Below are 15,475 nucleotides of genomic sequence, written 5' to 3' on the forward strand. Positions count from 1 at the left end.
ACGGCTGTCGGTGGTGGCCGATAAAGTCCCTGGCATGGCACGGATTGTGGTGATCGGCGCCGGGATGGGCGCCATGACGGCCGCCGCCCGGCTGGCCGTCGCGGGCCACCGGGTGGTGGTGTACGAACGCGGGCGGACCTACGGCGGCGCGCTCGGCCGCGTCGAGCGGGACGGGTTCGCCTTCGACACCGGGCCCGGCCTGCTCCAGCTCCCCGCGGTCTACCGCGACGTGTTCGTCAAGACCGGCAAGGAGCCCCTGGAGCAGTGCGTCGAGCTCTCCCAGGTGGAGCCCGCCGTGCGCCACGTCTTCGCCGACGGCACCACGACCGACCTGCCGAACGCCTCGCGCGCGGGCGTCGGCGAGGCCCTGGACGCGGCCCTCGGCGCCGGCGCGGGCGCCCGCTGGGCGGCGTTCATGAACCGCGCGAGGGAGACGTGGGACCGCACCCGCCGCCCTCTCCTGGAAGAGCCCCTGTACCCGAACTGGCAGGTGCTCGGCGCCCGCGAGCCGTACCCCGCCGTGCCCCACAAGCGCCTGCTGCGCCGTGAGCGCCGCGCGGGCACCCTCAGCGAGATCGGCGAGCTGGAGCTGGGCGGCGACGCCCGGCTGTTGGCGCTCCTGGAGCAGTTCGCCCTCGCGCAGGGCCTCGATCCCCGGTCGACCCCGGCGAGCGCGGCCGTCCTGCCGTACCTGGAGCAGACCTTCGGCACCTGGTCGGTGCGGGGCGGCCTGCGCGCCCTGGCCACGGCGGTGTACGAGCGGTGTCTGGCCCGCCGGGTGGAGTTCGTGTTCGACACGGCGGTGGTCCGGATCGTCGAGAAGGACGGCCGGGCGGCGGGTGTGGAGCTGGCCGACGGCTCGACGGCCGACGCCGACTTCGTGGTGGCCGGTGTGGCACCCACCGTGCTGGACGGGATGCTCTCCGGTGTGGAGATACGGGCGCGGGACGACGTCCCCGCGCGCGCCGGGCTGCCCAGCCGCCTGACGGTCCTGCTGGCCCTGTCGGGCGCCCGCCCCGAGGGCGCCCCGCACCGGACGGTGCTGCACTCCCGCGACCGGCAGGACGAGCTGGAGCGCCTCTTCGGGGAGCGGCCGGGCCTGCCCGCCTCCCCCACCGTGACGGTGCTGCGCCCCGACGACCCGAGCCTGACGCCCGACGGCGCGCACGAGGCGGTGACGCTGACGGTGACGGTGCCCGCGCGCCTGGAGGTGGGCCCGGCCGACGTGGAGCGGGTGATCTCCCGGGCCGAGTCCGTCCTCCCGGGGCTGCGCGAACGCCTCCTGTGGCACGGGACGCACACCCCGGCCGACATCGCCGAGGCCACCGGAGCCGACGGCGGCGCGGTCCCCGCCCCGGCGCTCGCGGCGGCCGGCGGACGGCTCCTGCACCCGTCCAACAGCACCCGACTGCCGGGCCTCTTCGCGGTCGGCGGCTGGTCGCACCCGGGCGGTGGCCTGCCCCACGCCGGCATGTCGGGCGCGCTGGTCGCGGGGCTGATCGTCGAGGGCCCGGACTTCCGGGGCTCGCAGTGACCCTGACCTCCGCAGGGGGTCAGTAGCGGTACTGCTGCTCGTTGTAGCCCGAGTTGTCGTGGCCGTCGTGGCCCTCGGCGTGTCCGTCCTGGGGCGGGTAGGGCTGCTCCGCCGGGAGTTCGCCGCCGTACTGCCCCTCGGTGGAGCGCTGGTGCGGCACCCAGACGCCGCCGGGCGGGGTGTCGTCGTAGACCTCGCCGGGCCCGCCGTAGGTGTCGCCGCCGTACGGGGCGTAACTCTGCTGGTCGCCGTAGCCGGCGTAGCTCTGTCCCGCGTCGTAGGTCTGGGTGCCGACGTACGGGTCGGAGTACGCGGCGTACTGCTGGTGCCCGGTCTCGTCGTAGCCGTAGTGCTGCTGGTCGTAGCCGGGGAAGGGCGCGGCGTCGAAGTCGTTACCGGCAGCCTGCGGAGCGGCGGGCGGGGCGTACGGCGTGTCGCTGTAGACGCCGTACTGCCCGGTGTCGTCGGGCAGGGGCTGCGGTTCGTGGACCGCCGGGTCGTGCGCGGGAGGCGGCGGGACCTGCTCGTACTCCAGGTCGGACACCTGGAGCGCCGGTTCCCGCACGTCCGCGGCGGGCCGGGACGGCTTCTTGCGGCGCTTGCTCAGGCCTGGTTTGCCGCCGAGCGCCCAGCCGGTGGAGAAGCCGCGGCGGAACGACAGCGTCACGTACGTCTGGCCGACGGCGAAGGCGATGGCGCCGGCCGCGATGACCAGGACCGAGGAGAGCACCACGCCGACGACGACGCCCAGGAAGCCCACGAAGGCCAGCAGGCGCCAGCGCAGCCTGGCCTTGTACTGCAACAACACCTCGCCGAGCAGCCACAGCGCGACGAATCCGAACGCGATGTAGAGGACCGTCCAGCCCATGTACGCCCCACTCCCCTACGGCCGCCGCCCGTGGGTACGGGGGTACTGCCGTTCAGGCCTGTTCGTGCAGGCCCAGATTCTCGTAGATTTCCAGCGTCGCCGTGGAGTTGTTGAGCGTGATGAAGTGCAATCCCGGCACGCCTTCGGCCAGCAACCGCGCGCAGAACTCCGTCGCGAACTCGATGCCAATGGAGCGTACAGCGGCGGGATCGTCTTTGGCCGCGAGGATCCGCTCTTTCAGCCTGTCCGGGACCACGGCGTTGCTGAGCTGGGGCAGCCGGTCGAGCTGGCGGACGTTGGTGACCGGCATCATCTCGGGGATGATCGGCGTCGCGCAGCCCGCCGCCTCGACGCGGTCGCGCAGCCGCAGGTACTCCTCGGGGTCGAAGAACATCTGCGTGATGGCGTAGTCCGCGCCGGCCCGGCACTTGTCGATGAAGTGGCGGGTGTCGGACTCCCAGTCGGGCGAGCGCGGGTGCATGGCGGGGAAGGCGGCGACGCCCACGCAGAAGTCGCCGGACTCCTTGATGAGTTCGACCAGTTCCGAGGCGTAGGTGAGGCCCTTGGGGTGCGCGATCCACTCACCGAGCGGGTCGCCCGGCGGGTCGCCGCGGACCGCGAGCATGTTCCGGATGCCGGCGTCGGCGTACTGCCCGATGATGTTGCGCAGCTCCGCCACGGAGTGGTCGACCGCGGTCAGGTGTGCGACGGGCGTCAGCGTGGTGTCGGCGACGATCTGCTGGGTCTCCTTGACCGTGCCGGTCCGGGTCGAACCGCCCGCTCCATAGGTCACGGAGACGAAGTCGGGGGCGACCGCCTCGACCCGGCGCAGCGCGTTCCACAGATTCCGCTCGCCCTTCGGGGTCTTCGGCGCGGAGAACTCGAACGAGTACGTCGTCTTGCCGGTCGCGAGCATGTCGCGCACGGTGCGCGCGCGGTCCGTCCTGGTGGAAGCTGTGCCTAGGGCCATATGGGCAGGTTAGCCAGGCCCCGGCGGTCCCCCAACCGGACCTGGCGATTTCAGGGCATTTGTCGGGGGTCTTGTCCACGGACCGGACACGGCCGCGCCCCGGTCACACCACGGCAGCGCCATGTCCGCGCCACGGCAGCACCACGTCCGCGCCACGGCTCAGCCGGCCGTACGCAGCCGCTTCGCGAAGTCCGCTGCGGCCGCGCCGGGGTCGTCGGCCTCGGTGATCGCCCGTACGACGACCACGCGGCGCGCGCCCGCTTCGAGGACCTGGTCGAGATTGCCCGCGTCGATGCCGCCGATGGCGAACCAGGGGCGGTCCGTGCCGAGGGAGGCCGTGTACCGGACCAGGTCCAGGCCGGGGGCGTGGCGGCCCGGCTTGGTGGGGGTGGGCCAGCAGGGGCCCGTGCAGAAGTAGTCCACGCCCTCCTGGGCGGCGGCCGCGGCGGCCTCGGACTCGGCGTGCGTGGAGCGGCCGATAGCCACGTCCCGGCCGAGGATGGCGCGGGCGGCGGGGACCGGCAGGTCGCCCTGGCCGAGGTGGAGGACGTCGGCGCCGATGGCGTGCGCGACGTCCGCCCGGTCGTTGACCGCGAGGAGCTTGCCGTGCCGCCGTGCGGCGTCGGCGAAGACCTCCAGGTGCGCCAGCTCCTCGCCGGCCTCCATGCCCTTGTCGCGCAGCTGCACGATGTCGACGCCGCCCGCGAGGACGGCGTCGAGGAACTCGGGGAGGTCGCCCTGGCGCCTGCGGGCGTCCACGCACAGGTAGAGACGGGCGTCGGCGAGCTGGGCGCGCGGGTGGTCGGCGGCCATGGAGAGATCCCCCCGGTGTGGATGGGCGACGCGGGCCGCGCGCGAACGCGGCCCGCACCCGAAGCGGTGTGTTCGGTCAGACGGCGAGCGCCTGGGCGCGGCGCTTCACCTCCGTGCCGCGATTCTCGCTCAGGGCCTGCGCGGGGGTGCCGGGCAGGGAGGGGTCGGGGGTGAAGAGCCACTCCAGCATCTCTTCGTCGGAGAAGCCGTCGTCCCGCAGCAGCGTCAGAGTGCCGACGAGGCCCTTGACGACCTTGTCGCCGTCGATGAAGGCGGCCGGCACCTGGAGCGTGCGGTTCTCACCACGGCGTACGGCGATCAGCTGGCCTTCCTTGACCAGCTGGCGTACGCGCGTCACCTCGACGTCGAGCATTTCGGCGATGTCGGGGAGGTGGAGCCAGGCGGGGACGAGCGCGTCGGTCTTTGAGTCAATCTCGGTCACCGCCCCAGCGTATCTCTGGCCGGGGGCCCGGGCGTGCCTGGCTCTCCCCGGTGGCGTCCCGCAGCCCCGCCTTCTTCCTGAAGCGCCGCCTTCTTCCTACAGTGCCGCCTTCTTCAGCGGCACCGACGGGTCGGCCGCCAGGACCGGGTCCAGGTGGGTGCCCGCCTCGATCAGCTTGCGGCCCTGGGCCAGGTCCCTGGGGCGACCCACCGCGAGGACCGCCGCAAGGGCGCCGCTCCTGAGCCAGCACACCGACCAGGCCACCCCCGTCGGGTCGCCGCGCCACACCAGCTCGTCGGTCGCCGTGTGGTGGCCCGCGTACTGCACGAAACGGCCGAACTGCTCCGACCAGAAGTAGGGCACCGGGTCGTACGCCGTCGGGGTGTCGCCGATGATGTCGGCCGCCACGGCGCGCGGGCCCTGGAGGGCGTTGTCCCAGTGGTGGACGAGCAGGCGCTCGCCGTACCTGGCGGAGGGGAAGGAGGCGCAGTCGCCGACCGCGTACACGTCGGGCGCCGAGGCGCGCAGGTGGTCGTCGGCCACGACCTCCCGGTGGGCGCCCAGCTCGATGCCGGAGCCGGCCAGCCAGCCCGTCGCGGGGCGCGCACCGATGCCGACGACGACGGCGCCGGCGGGCAGCCGGGTCCCGTCGGAGAGGAGCACCGCGCCGGGCTCGACGCGCTCCACGCGCGCGTGGGTGCGCAGAGCGGCTCCGGAGTCCGCGTACCAGCCCGCCATGCGGGCGGCGACCTCTTCCGGCAGCGCTCCGGCCAGCGGCCGCCCCGCGGCCTCGACCACGGTGACGGCGCAGCCCGCCTCGCGCGCGGCCGTCGCGAACTCCGCGCCGATCCAGCCGGCCCCCACGACCACGATGTCGTGCTGCGCGGCGAGGACCGGCCGCAGCCGCTCGGCGTCGTCCAGGGTGCGCAGCAGGTGGACGCCGGGGACGCCTTCGGTGCCCGGCAGCCGGATCGGTTCGGCGCCCGTGGCGAGGACCAGGACGTCGTAGCCGACCGGTCCTTCGGCGGTGTCCAGCACGTGGTCGGCGGGGCGCACCCCGGTGACCTCGCGGCCCAGGGTGAGGTCGATGCCGAGGGCCTCGAAGTCGATGTCGAACGCGGAGCCCTCCGCCTTGCCGAGCAGCACCGCCTTGGACAGCGGCGGCCTGTCGTAGGGCTGGTGCGGCTCCGCCCCGATGAGGGTGACCGTGCCGGCGAAACCCTGCTCGCGCAGGGCCACGGCGGTCTGCACCCCGGCCATTCCGGCGCCGACGATGACGACGCGCCGCCCGGCCTGCCCCTGCTGCCCGCTCTGCCTCTGCTGCTCGCTCACCCGATCACTGTAGGGCGGCGGGCGGGGCTGTCCTCAGAGGCCGGTAAGGAGATCTCTGACACAACGTCACCGTCCATGCCCGGACAGCTCCCCTACTGCCTCACCGGGCGACGGGCTAGGGTGGTCGGCGCAGAGCACTCGCGGGAGCCCGGACGCACCGGGCTGAGAGGGAGGCTGGACGGCCTCCGACCGTACGAACCTGATCCGGGTCATGCCGGCGAAGGGAGGGGCTGGACGCCCATGCAGCCACGTACATCGGCACACGCGCCGCCGGCGCGATCCACGGGCCCGACGGACGTCCTCGTCGTGGGGGGCGGCATCATCGGCCTGGTCACGGCCTGGCGGGCCGCGCAGCGCGGCCTCTCGGTCGCCGTCGTGGACCCCGAACCGGGCGGCGGCGCCGCGCGGGTCGCGGCCGGCATGCTGGCCGCCGTCACCGAACTGCACCACGGCGAGCAGACCCTGCTGGGGCTCAACCTCGCCTCCGCGCGCCGCTATCCGGACTTCGTCGCCGAACTGACCGAGGCGAGCGGCCGCGACGTCGGCCATCGCGCGTGCGGCACGCTCGCGGTCGCGCTCGACGCCGACGACCGGGCCCATCTGCGCGAGCTGCACGCCCTCCAGAGCCGTTCCGGCCTGGATTCGGAGTGGCTGAGCGGCCGCGAGTGCCGCCGCTTGGAGCCGATGCTGGCCCCGGGCGTGCGGGGCGGGCTGCGCGTCGACGGCGACCACCAGGTCGACCCGCGCCGGCTCGCGGCGGCGCTCCTGGTGGCCTGCGAGCGGGCGGGCGTCGCCCTGCACCGCGCGTGGGCCGAGCGGCTGTCGGTCGCGGGCGAGCGGGCCCGGGGAGTGCTCCTCGGGGACGGCACCGAGCTGCACGCGGGGCAGGTGGTGCTGGCGGCGGGCAGTCTCAGCGGGCGCCTGGCGGGCGTGCCGGACGACGTGCTGCCGCCCGTGCGGCCGGTGAAGGGGCAGGTGCTGCGGCTGAGTGTGCCGAAGCCGTACGCGCCGTTCCTGAGCCGCACCGTGCGCGCGGTCGTGCGCGGCAGCCACCTCTACCTCGTGCCGCGCGAGAACGGCGAGCTGGTCGTCGGCGCCACCAGCGAGGAACTGGGCTGGGACACCACGGTCACGGCGGGCGGCGTCTACGAACTCCTGCGGGACGCCCACGAACTCGTGCCCGGCATCACGGAGCTGCCGCTGACCGAGACCCGCGCAGGCCTGCGCCCGGCCTCCCCCGACAACGCGCCGCTGCTCGGCCCGACCCGGCTGCCCGGCCTGCTGCTGGCCACCGGGCACTACCGCAACGGCGTGCTGCTGACGCCCGTGACGGGCGACGTCATGGCGCACGCCCTGACCACCGGGGAACTGCCCGACGAGGCGCGCCCGTTCACCCCGCGGCGCTTCACCGGGCCCTCCCCCGTCCCCCCTACGCAGTCGTTCACGGAGCAACCCGCATGAGTACGAACATTTCCGTCTCCGTCAATGGGGAGGCGCGCGAAGTGGCCCCGGGCACCACGCTCGACGTCCTCGTCGCCACGCTCACCGCGGCGCCCTCCGGTGTCGCCGCCGCCCTCAACGAGACCGTCGTCCCGCGCGCGCGGTGGACCGGCACGGCACTCGTCGCCGGCGACCGCGTCGAAGTGCTCACCGCCGTCCAGGGAGGCTGATCCGACCATGGCAGACGACCCTTTCGTCCTCGGCGGGCTCACCCTCTCCTCGCGCCTGATCATGGGTACGGGCGGGGCGCCCAGCCTCGACGTCCTGGAACGGTCCCTGGTCGCGTCCGGCACCGAGCTGACCACCGTCGCGATGCGCCGCCTCGACCCGGGCGTGCAGGGCTCGGTGCTCTCCGTGCTCGACCGGCTCGGCATCCGCGTCCTGCCGAACACGGCGGGCTGCTACACCGCCGGTGAGGCCGTCCTGACCGCCCGCCTCGCGCGCGAGGCGCTCGGCACGGACCTGGTGAAGCTGGAGGTCATCGCGGACGAGCGGACGCTGCTGCCCGACCCGATCGAGCTGCTGGACGCCGCCGAGATTCTGGTCGACGACGGTTTCACGGTCCTGCCGTACACGAACGACGACCCGGTGCTCGCCCGCAAGCTCCAGGACGTGGGCTGCGCGGCGATCATGCCGCTCGGCTCGCCCATCGGCTCGGGGCTCGGCATCCGCAATCCGCACAACTTCCAGCTGATCGTGGAGCACGCGCGCGTGCCGGTGATCCTGGACGCGGGCGCGGGCACGGCGTCCGACGCCACGCTCGCGATGGAGCTGGGGTGCGCGGGCGTGATGCTCGCCTCGGCGGTGACGCGGGCGCAGGAGCCGGTCCTGATGGCGGAGGCCATGCGGCACGGCGTCGAGGCGGGGCGCCTCGCCCACCGGGCCGGGCGGATTCCCCGGCGGCACTTCGCGGAGGCGTCCTCTCCCGCGGAGGGCATGGCCAGGCTCGATCCGGAGCGGCCGGCGTTCGGGACGCCCTGAGAAGGGCGGGGCTCTGGGCGCTCACGGCTGCCCGCCGGGGGCCCGGCGCCCGTCACAGCTCGGCTGCAGTCCGGCCGCGGGCAGGACCGGCCGGGACGAGGTGTCGGTGGCGGCTCGTAGACTCCCCTGCGTGGACACGACCCTTCAGGACCCCCTCGTCGGGCAGCTGCTCGACAGCCGTTACCGGATCGAGGGGCGCATCGCGGTGGGCGGGATGGCCACGGTCTACCGGGCCGTGGACACCCGCCTCGACCGCGTGCTCGCGCTCAAGGTGATGCACCCCGCGCTGGCGGCCGACGCCTCCTTCGTGGACCGTTTCATCCGCGAGGCCAAATCGGTCGCCCGCCTCTCGCATCCGAACGTGGTGGGCGTCTTCGACCAGGGCACCGACGGGTCGTACGTCTATCTGGCGATGGAGTACATCGCGGGCTGCACCCTGCGCGACGTCCTGCGCGAGCGCGGCGCGCTCCAGCCGCGGGCCGCGCTCGACATCCTGGAGCCGGTCCTCGCCGCCCTCGGCGCCGCGCACCGCGCCGGGTTCGTGCACCGCGACATGAAGCCGGAGAACGTCCTGATAGGGGACGACGGCCGGGTCAAGGTCGCCGACTTCGGGCTCGTCCGCGCGGTGGACACCGTCACGAACACCACGGGCACCGTCCTTGGCACCGTCTCCTACCTCGCCCCCGAGCAGATCGAGCACGGCACGTCCGACACGCGTGTGGACGTGTACGCGTGCGGCGTCGTGCTCTACGAGATGCTGACCGGCGCCAAGCCGCACTCCGGGGACTCCCCCGCCCAGGTGCTCTACCAGCACCTCAACGAGGACGTGCCGCCCCCGTCGGCGGCCGTGCCCGGGCTCGCCCCCGAACTCGACGGGCTGGTGGCCCACGCCACGGCCCGCACCCCCGACGCCCGCCCGTACGACGCGGTGGCGCTCCTCGCCCGGCTCCGGGAGGCCCGGGCCGCCCTGAGCGAGGAGCAGCTCGACGCGGTGCCGCCGCAGGCGCACACGACGGAGCACGACAACGCCGAGGACCGCACCAGCGTCATCCCGCGCGCGGCCCGCTCCGGCCGGCCGCCGCTGCCCGCCGAGGGCGGCGCCGGGCAGGACCCGCTGAACCGCACGAGTGTCCTGCCGACCCCGCCGGCCGCGCCCGCCGCGCCCGTCCGGCCGGGGCGCCGCCGCCTCGATCCGCGCCGCCGCACGCTGGCGGTGGTCGCCGCGGTGCTGCTGGCCCTCGGTCTGGGCGCCGGGGTCTGGTACATCAACTCCGGGCAGTTCACGGAGGTCCCACCGGTCCTGGCGAAGACCGAGGCGCAGGCCAGGAAGCGTCTGGCGGACGCCGGTCTGGAGGTGAAGGAGGTCAAGCGCGCCTACAGCGACACGGACAAGCGCGGCACGGTCATGGACAGCGACCCCGAGGCGGGCGACCGCATCCGGCAGAACGACCAGGTGACGCTGACCGTCTCGCGCGGCCCGGAGAAGGTGAAGGTGCCGGACGTCAAGGACATCCCGCTGGCCAGGGCGAAGCAGGAGCTGAAGAACTCCGGTCTCGCCCCCGGCATGGTCACCAAGGGCTTCAGCGACAGCGTCGAGAAGGGCTCCGTGATCAGCACGGACCCGAGGGCGGGCTTCACCCGCAAGGCGGACTCGGCCGTCGCCCTGGTGGTCAGCAAGGGCCGCGCGGTCCAGGTGCCCGACGTGACGGGTGACTCCGAGGCCGACGCCACCTCGGAGCTGGAGGACGCCGGGCTCAAGGTGAAGATCGATCCGAACCGGAAGCACTCCGACGAGGACAAGGGCGCCGTCGTCGAGCAGTCCCCCGGGGCGGACAGGCAGCTCGCCGAGGGCGACACCGTCACGCTGGTCCTCTCCAAGGGCCCGCCGATGGTCGAGGTCCCGGATGTGACCGGGATGAGCGTGGACGACGCCGTGGACGCGCTGGAGGACGCGGGCTTCGACGTGGACAAGGACCGCGGTCTGCTCGGCCTCTTCGGGGACACGGTCAAGAAGCAGTCGGTGGACGGCGGCGACAAGGCCCCCAAGGGGTCCACGATCACCATCGAGATCCGCTGAGGTCATCGAACTCTCCTGACCGCACCCGCGAGGCCGCCGACGGCCCGTCGCTCTCCTCAGGGACGGGTGGATGTTCCGTCGGGGGCCATGACCAATCCCACCCCCGGTGCTGTCCGCGTGCCCCCGCGTGCGTGCCACCCTTGACAGGGTGAGCAGCGACAACACCCTCCTGACGGCGTCCCGCGGCGCCGCGTCCCGCAACCCCGTCGGCGGCCATGTGCCCGTGGCCGGCGGCCTGGCCTCCGTGGGGCTTTCCTACGCCCGGGACATCGGCGCCGAGGCCGTCCAGGTCTTCGTGGCCAATCCGCGCGGCTGGGCGACTCCGCCGGGGAACCCGAAGCAGGACGAGGCGTTCCGCGCGGCCTGCGCCGCCGAGAACATCCCGGCGTACGTCCACGCGCCCTACCTCATCAACTTCGGCTCGCACACCGGGGCGACCGCCGAGAAGTCCGTGGACTCCCTGCGCCACTCGCTGCGCCGGGGCCGCGAGATCGGCGCGCTCGGCGTCGTCGTGCACACCGGTTCCGCGACCGGCGGACGGGAGCGCGGGGTGGCCCTGAAGCAGATGCGGGAGCTGGTGCTGCCCCTGCTGGACGAGCTGACGCACGACGACGACCCGTACCTGCTCCTGGAGTCGACCGCCGGCCAGGGCGCCTCGCTCTGCTCCCGCACCTGGGACTTCGGGCCGTACTTCGAGGCGCTGGACGCCCACCCGAGGCTGGGCGTGTGCCTGGACACCTGCCACATCTACGCGGCCGGGCACGACCTGGCGGGCCCCGGCGGCATGAAGCAGACCCTCGACCTCCTGGTCGACACGGTCGGCGAGGGCCGGCTGAAGCTCGTGCACGCGAACGACTCCAAGGACGTCGTCGGCGCCCACAAGGACCGGCACGAGAACATCGGATCCGGCCACATCGGCGAGGAGCCCTTCCGCGAGCTGATGCTCCACCCCGCCACCGAGGGCGTACCGCTGATCATCGAGACGCCCGGCGGCAAGGACGGGCACGCGGCGGACGTGGCGCGGCTCAAGGGGCTCAGGAGCAGCTAGAAACACTTGAAGAGTACCCCTGGGGGGTATACGGTTCCTGTCTGGCGGCAGGAACCGTTGCCTTACGTTGGGGAGCCAGTCATGCAGCACGAGACAGACGCCGAGCACACGCACCAGCACCACCAGCACCACGACGACGACCACGCCCCGCAGGACCACGCGCACCATCTCCCGCAGGGCGGCGGGGTCAGCTGGCGCATGGCCGCCCAGGCGACGTTGCACTGCCTCACGGGCTGCGCCATCGGCGAGGTGCTCGGGATGATCATCGGCACCGCGCTCGGCTGGGGCAACGTGCCGACGATGATCCTCGCCATCGCCCTGGCCTTCGCCTTCGGTTACGCCCTGACGCTGCGCGGCATCCTCAAGGCGGGCGTCGACTTCAGGACCGCCTTCCGCGTGGCGCTCGCCGCCGACACGCTCTCCATCGCCGTGATGGAGCTGATCGACAACGGCGTGATCGCGCTGTGGCCCGGCGCCATGGACGCGCACCTGGGCGACCCGATGTTCTGGTGGATCCTGGCCATCGCCCTGGCCGCCGCTTTCGTGGTCACCACCCCCGTGAACAAGTGGATGATCGGCCGCGGCAAGGGCCACGCGGTGGTGCACCAGTACCACCACTGAGCGGGTGCGCCGGCTAGAGCTCGGGGCCGTCCCCGGGCTCTTCCTGGTAGGAGTAGCGCTGCTCCCGCCAGGGGTCGCCGACGTTGTGATAGCCGCGCTCCTCCCAGAAGCCGCGGCGGTCGGCGGTCATGTACTCGACGCCGCGGACCCACTTGGGGCCCTTCCAGGCGTACAGATGCGGCACGACGAGCCGCAGGGGGAAGCCGTGCTCCGCGGTGAGCAGTTCGCCGCCCTTGTGGGTGGCGAAAATCGTGTCCTCGGCGGCGAAGTCCGCCATCCGCAGATTGGAGCTGAAGCCGTACTCGGCCCAGACCATGACGTGGGTGGCCTCGGGGGCGGGCGGCGCCAGCTCCAGGAGCGTGCGGGCGGGCACGCCGCCCCACTCGGCGCCCAGCATGCTGAACTTCGTGACGCAGTGCAGATCGCCCACGACCGTGGCGTAGGGCAGGGCGGAGAACTCCTCGTGGGTCCAGCAGTGCTTCTCGCCGTCCGCCGTGGCCCCGAAGACCCTGAACTCCCAGCGCTCGGGGCGGAACTTCGGCACCGGACCGTAGTGCGTCACCGGCCAGCCGCGCTGCAGCCGCTGACCCGGCGGAAGCTCCGACTCCGCCGCCTGTCGAGATGCGCGTTCCGCCGGCTGACCCATGACTCCATCCTGACAGACGGGGGACAGTGGGAGTGACCAGACGAAGTCTGACAGATACGGATTCGGGCAACTCCTACTAAGCGTGCACTTACTGGACGGCTTCCGAACACCGGTGCAAAGATGCGCGCTACCTGCCCAGTTCACCCCCGTGGAAGGAGCCTCTGCGATGCAGGGCGACCCCGAGGTCCTCGAATTTCTCAACGAGCAGCTGACCGCCGAGCTGACGGCGATCAACCAGTACTTTCTCCACGCCAAGATGCAGGAGAACTTCGGCTGGACCAAGCTCGCCAAGTACACCCGCGCCGAGTCGTTCGACGAGATGAAGCACGCGGAGACGCTGACCGACCGGATCCTGTTCCTCGACGGTCTGCCCAACTACCAGCGGCTCTTCCACGTCCGGGTGGGCCAGAGCGTCACCGAGATGTTCCAGGCGGACCGGCAGGTCGAGGTGGAGGCGATCGACCGCCTCAAGCGCGGCATCGAGGTCATGCGGGCCAAGGGCGACATCACCTCGGCCAACATCTTCGAGTCGATCCTCGCGGACGAGGAGCACCACATCGACTACCTCGACACCCAGCTCGAACTGGTCGAGAAGCTGGGCGAGCCGCTCTATCTGGCGCAGCTCATCGAGCAGCCGGAGAGCTGAGGCCCGCGGGCCCCGGCGGGGCTCAGGCCGCCTCCTCCAGCGCGGCGAGCGCCGGTGTCCCCTGGTCGACCAGTTCGCGGCGGGGGCACGCGCCCCTGCCGAGCAGTGCCTGGATGCGCCGTACGCATGAACCGCAGTCCGTGCCCGCCTTGCAGGCCGAGGCTATCTGGCGGGGGGTGCAGGCACCGGCCTCCGCGTGCTTCTTCACCTGCGCCTCGGTGACCCCGAAGCAGTTGCAGACGTACACGCGGCTCACCTCCCGGACGGGGGACGGACAGGACTCATCAGCGGCGCCGTCCCGATTGATCGGTGAGGCTAACCTAACCTTACCCATGACTCGGGGCCCACAAAAGCCCCCGATACGCCGGTGGGGCGCGGATCACATGGATCCGCGCCCCACTCGTACGTACGTCCCAAGGACCTACTGGTCGCGGTACATCTCCGCCACCAGGAACGCCAGGTCGAGCGACTGGCTGCGGTTGAGCCGCGGGTCGCAGGCCGTCTCGTAGCGCTGGTGCAGGTCGTCGACGAAGATCTCGTCGCCGCCGCCCACGCACTCGGTGACGTCGTCACCGGTCAGCTCCACGTGGATGCCGCCCGGGTGGGTGCCGAGGGCCTTGTGGACCTCGAAGAAGCCCTTGACCTCGTCGAGCACGTCGTCGAAGCGGCGGGTCTTGTGGCCGGAGGCCGCCTCGTAGGTGTTGCCGTGCATCGGGTCGGTGATCCAGGCGACGGTCGCGCCGGAGGCGGTGACCTTCTCGACCAGCTCGGGCAGCTTGTCGCGGACCTTGTCGGCGCCCATGCGGACGATGAAGGTCAGCCGGCCGGGCTCGCGGTCGGGGTCGAGGCGCTCGATGTACTGCAGCGCCTCCTCGGCCGTGGTGGTCGGGCCGAGCTTGACGCCGATCGGGTTGCGGATCCGCGCGGCGAACTCGATGTGCGCGTGGTCGAGCTGGCGGGTGCGCTCACCGATCCAGACCATGTGGCCCGAGGTGTCGTACAGCCGGCCGGTGCGGGAGTCGACGCGGGTCAGCGCGCCCTCGTAGTCGAGCAGCAGCGCCTCGTGGGAGGCGTAGAACTCGACGGTCTTGAACTCCTCCGGGTCGGTGCCGCAGGCCCGCATGAAGTGCAGCGCGTTGTCGATCTCGCGCGCCAGCTGCTCGTAGCGCTGGCCGGACGGGGAGGACTTCACGAAGTCCTGGTTCCAGGCGTGCACCTGGCGCAGGTCGGCGTAGCCACCGGTGGTGAAGGCGCGCACCAGGTTCAGCGTGGAGGCGGAGGCGTGGTACATCCGCTTCAGGCGCTCGGGGTCCGGGATCCGGGCCTCTTCGGTGAAGGCGAAGCCGTTGACGGAGTCGCCGCGGTAGGTCGGCAGCGTCACGCCGTCGCGGGTCTCGGTCGGCTTGGAGCGCGGCTTGGAGTACTGCCCCGCGATGCGGCCCACCTTCACGACGGGCACGGACGCCGCGTACGTGAGGACGGCACCCATCTGGAGCAGGGTCTTCAGCTTGTTGCGGATGTGGTCGGCCGACACGGCGTCGAAGGCCTCGGCGCAGTCGCCGCCCTGGAGCAGGAACGCCTCTCCCTTGGCGACGGAGGCCAGTCGGGCGCGCAGCTGGTCGCACTCGCCCGCGAAGACGAGCGGCGGATACGACTCGAGGTCCGCGATCACATCGCGCAGAGCCTCGGCATCGGGGTACTCGGGCTGCTGCGCCGCGGGCAGGTTTCGCCAGGTGTTGCCACCGGTTGCGGTGGTCTTAGCGTTCACGGTCACCTCGTCAACATTACGGGGTCGGACGCACCGGTCCATTCACCCGCTCACCAAGTGAGACGGAGCAGACACGGAAGAGCGGGCGCCTCGCGCGGCCCGCCCGCGTACGGCGCCCGTCCCGGCCGGCGCCTCGATCCGCCGACGATGCGCCGCCGATGCGCTAGGGTGCCGGACATGCACGCGCAGACGACGACGCGAAACTGGTGGTGGCCCGCTCATCCGGCGG

General features: G+C 72.5%; 16 protein-coding genes and 1 riboswitch. Of the genes, 8 read left to right on the top strand and 8 right to left on the bottom strand.

Annotated features, from left to right (window positions below):
* Positions 1-34 precede the first annotated feature (34 nt).
* Positions 35-1,534: an NAD(P)/FAD-dependent oxidoreductase gene (locus ABZ385_RS12530; protein ID WP_358584181.1), complete on the top strand. Its 1,500-nt coding sequence runs from the start codon at positions 35-37 to the stop codon at positions 1,532-1,534.
* Positions 1,535-1,553: 19 nt separating this feature from the next.
* Here ABZ385_RS12530 and ABZ385_RS12535 read toward each other — a convergent pair whose 3' ends face one another.
* From ABZ385_RS12535 to ABZ385_RS12555, 5 genes are all read right to left on the bottom strand, one after another.
* The gene (locus tag ABZ385_RS12535) at positions 1,554-2,402 is read right to left on the bottom strand and encodes a hypothetical protein (RefSeq protein WP_358911262.1); all 849 of its coding nucleotides are present in this window, start codon (positions 2,400-2,402) and stop codon (positions 1,554-1,556) included.
* 52 nt (positions 2,403-2,454) lie between these two features.
* A complete protein-coding gene (gene metF, locus ABZ385_RS12540; protein ID WP_358584185.1) occupies positions 2,455-3,372 on the bottom strand; it encodes a methylenetetrahydrofolate reductase [NAD(P)H] in 918 nt (305 codons plus the stop codon).
* A 159-nt stretch (positions 3,373-3,531) separates the two neighbouring features.
* Complete coding sequence (gene thiE, locus ABZ385_RS12545) at positions 3,532-4,185, bottom strand: thiamine phosphate synthase (protein ID WP_358911264.1); 654 nt, start codon at positions 4,183-4,185, stop codon at positions 3,532-3,534.
* Between the two features lie 76 nt (positions 4,186-4,261).
* Positions 4,262-4,627, bottom strand: a complete 366-nt coding sequence (locus tag ABZ385_RS12550) for an Rv2175c family DNA-binding protein (RefSeq protein ID WP_358584189.1) — start codon at positions 4,625-4,627, stop codon at positions 4,262-4,264.
* Between the two features lie 96 nt (positions 4,628-4,723).
* Positions 4,724-5,959 carry an FAD-dependent oxidoreductase gene (locus ABZ385_RS12555; protein ID WP_358584191.1) on the bottom strand — a complete coding sequence of 412 codons (1,236 nt, stop codon included), beginning with the start codon at positions 5,957-5,959 and terminating at the stop codon, positions 4,724-4,726.
* Between the two features lie 130 nt (positions 5,960-6,089).
* Positions 6,090-6,202: riboswitch (TPP riboswitch) on the top strand.
* Here ABZ385_RS12555 and thiO point away from each other — a divergent pair.
* From thiO to ABZ385_RS12585, 6 genes are all read left to right on the top strand, one after another.
* Entirely contained in the window at positions 6,200-7,420 is a 1,221-nt protein-coding gene (gene thiO, locus ABZ385_RS12560; protein WP_358584193.1) for a glycine oxidase ThiO, read from the top strand. Its footprint overlaps the riboswitch before it by 3 nt.
* Complete coding sequence (gene thiS / locus ABZ385_RS12565) at positions 7,417-7,629, top strand: sulfur carrier protein ThiS (protein ID WP_358584195.1); 213 nt, start codon at positions 7,417-7,419, stop codon at positions 7,627-7,629. Before thiO ends, thiS begins: the two co-directional genes overlap by 4 nt.
* 7 nt (positions 7,630-7,636) lie before the next feature.
* Positions 7,637-8,440, top strand: a complete 804-nt coding sequence (locus tag ABZ385_RS12570; RefSeq protein ID WP_358911266.1) for a thiazole synthase — start codon at positions 7,637-7,639, stop codon at positions 8,438-8,440.
* A gap of 130 nt (positions 8,441-8,570) precedes the next feature.
* Positions 8,571-10,517 carry a Stk1 family PASTA domain-containing Ser/Thr kinase gene (gene pknB / locus ABZ385_RS12575; RefSeq protein WP_358911268.1) on the top strand — a complete coding sequence of 649 codons (1,947 nt, stop codon included), beginning with the start codon at positions 8,571-8,573 and terminating at the stop codon, positions 10,515-10,517.
* Between the two features lie 148 nt (positions 10,518-10,665).
* Complete coding sequence (locus tag ABZ385_RS12580; protein ID WP_358584201.1) at positions 10,666-11,565, top strand: deoxyribonuclease IV; 900 nt, start codon at positions 10,666-10,668, stop codon at positions 11,563-11,565.
* A gap of 81 nt (positions 11,566-11,646) precedes the next feature.
* Complete coding sequence (locus ABZ385_RS12585) at positions 11,647-12,186, top strand: DUF4396 domain-containing protein (RefSeq protein WP_358584203.1); 540 nt, start codon at positions 11,647-11,649, stop codon at positions 12,184-12,186.
* 13 nt (positions 12,187-12,199) lie between these two features.
* On the opposite strand, the gene ABZ385_RS12590 is transcribed toward ABZ385_RS12585, so the two are convergent.
* A complete protein-coding gene (locus tag ABZ385_RS12590) occupies positions 12,200-12,832 on the bottom strand; it encodes a sulfite oxidase-like oxidoreductase (protein WP_358584205.1) in 633 nt (210 codons plus the stop codon).
* Positions 12,833-12,998: 166 nt separating this feature from the next.
* Here ABZ385_RS12590 and bfr point away from each other — a divergent pair, with 166 nt between their 5' ends.
* Positions 12,999-13,478, top strand: a complete 480-nt coding sequence (bfr, locus tag ABZ385_RS12595; protein WP_358584207.1) for a bacterioferritin — start codon at positions 12,999-13,001, stop codon at positions 13,476-13,478.
* 22 nt (positions 13,479-13,500) lie between these two features.
* Here the strand turns inward: bfr and ABZ385_RS12600 are convergent, their stop codons facing one another.
* Complete coding sequence (locus tag ABZ385_RS12600) at positions 13,501-13,734, bottom strand: (2Fe-2S)-binding protein (protein WP_358584209.1); 234 nt, start codon at positions 13,732-13,734, stop codon at positions 13,501-13,503.
* Between the two features lie 165 nt (positions 13,735-13,899).
* The gene (locus ABZ385_RS12605) at positions 13,900-15,252 is read right to left on the bottom strand and encodes a class II 3-deoxy-7-phosphoheptulonate synthase (protein ID WP_358584211.1); all 1,353 of its coding nucleotides are present in this window, start codon (positions 15,250-15,252) and stop codon (positions 13,900-13,902) included.
* Between the last annotated feature and the right edge of the window lie 223 nt (positions 15,253-15,475).

Origin of the sequence: Streptomyces sp. NPDC005898, assembly GCF_040629635.1 — a bacterium.
Classification (GTDB): Bacteria; Actinomycetota; Actinomycetes; order Streptomycetales; family Streptomycetaceae; genus Streptomyces.

What these genes read in the sequence shown, in the direction of transcription:
- ABZ385_RS12530 (WP_358584181.1), top strand. Translation starts at nt 35, where the DNA reads ATGGCACGGATTGTGGTGATCGGCGCCGGGATGGGCGCCATGACGGCC.
- ABZ385_RS12535 (WP_358911262.1), bottom strand. Translation starts at nt 2,402, where the DNA reads ATGGGCTGGACGGTCCTCTACATCGCGTTCGGATTCGTCGCGCTGTGG.
- metF (WP_358584185.1), bottom strand. Translation starts at nt 3,372, where the DNA reads ATGGCCCTAGGCACAGCTTCCACCAGGACGGACCGCGCGCGCACCGTG.
- thiE (WP_358911264.1), bottom strand. Translation starts at nt 4,185, where the DNA reads ATGGCCGCCGACCACCCGCGCGCCCAGCTCGCCGACGCCCGTCTCTAC.
- thiO (WP_358584193.1), top strand. Translation starts at nt 6,200, where the DNA reads ATGCAGCCACGTACATCGGCACACGCGCCGCCGGCGCGATCCACGGGC.
- thiS (WP_358584195.1), top strand. Translation starts at nt 7,417, where the DNA reads ATGAGTACGAACATTTCCGTCTCCGTCAATGGGGAGGCGCGCGAAGTG.
- ABZ385_RS12570 (WP_358911266.1), top strand. Translation starts at nt 7,637, where the DNA reads ATGGCAGACGACCCTTTCGTCCTCGGCGGGCTCACCCTCTCCTCGCGC.
- ABZ385_RS12585 (WP_358584203.1), top strand. Translation starts at nt 11,647, where the DNA reads ATGCAGCACGAGACAGACGCCGAGCACACGCACCAGCACCACCAGCAC.
- ABZ385_RS12590 (WP_358584205.1), bottom strand. Translation starts at nt 12,832, where the DNA reads ATGGGTCAGCCGGCGGAACGCGCATCTCGACAGGCGGCGGAGTCGGAG.
- bfr (WP_358584207.1), top strand. Translation starts at nt 12,999, where the DNA reads ATGCAGGGCGACCCCGAGGTCCTCGAATTTCTCAACGAGCAGCTGACC.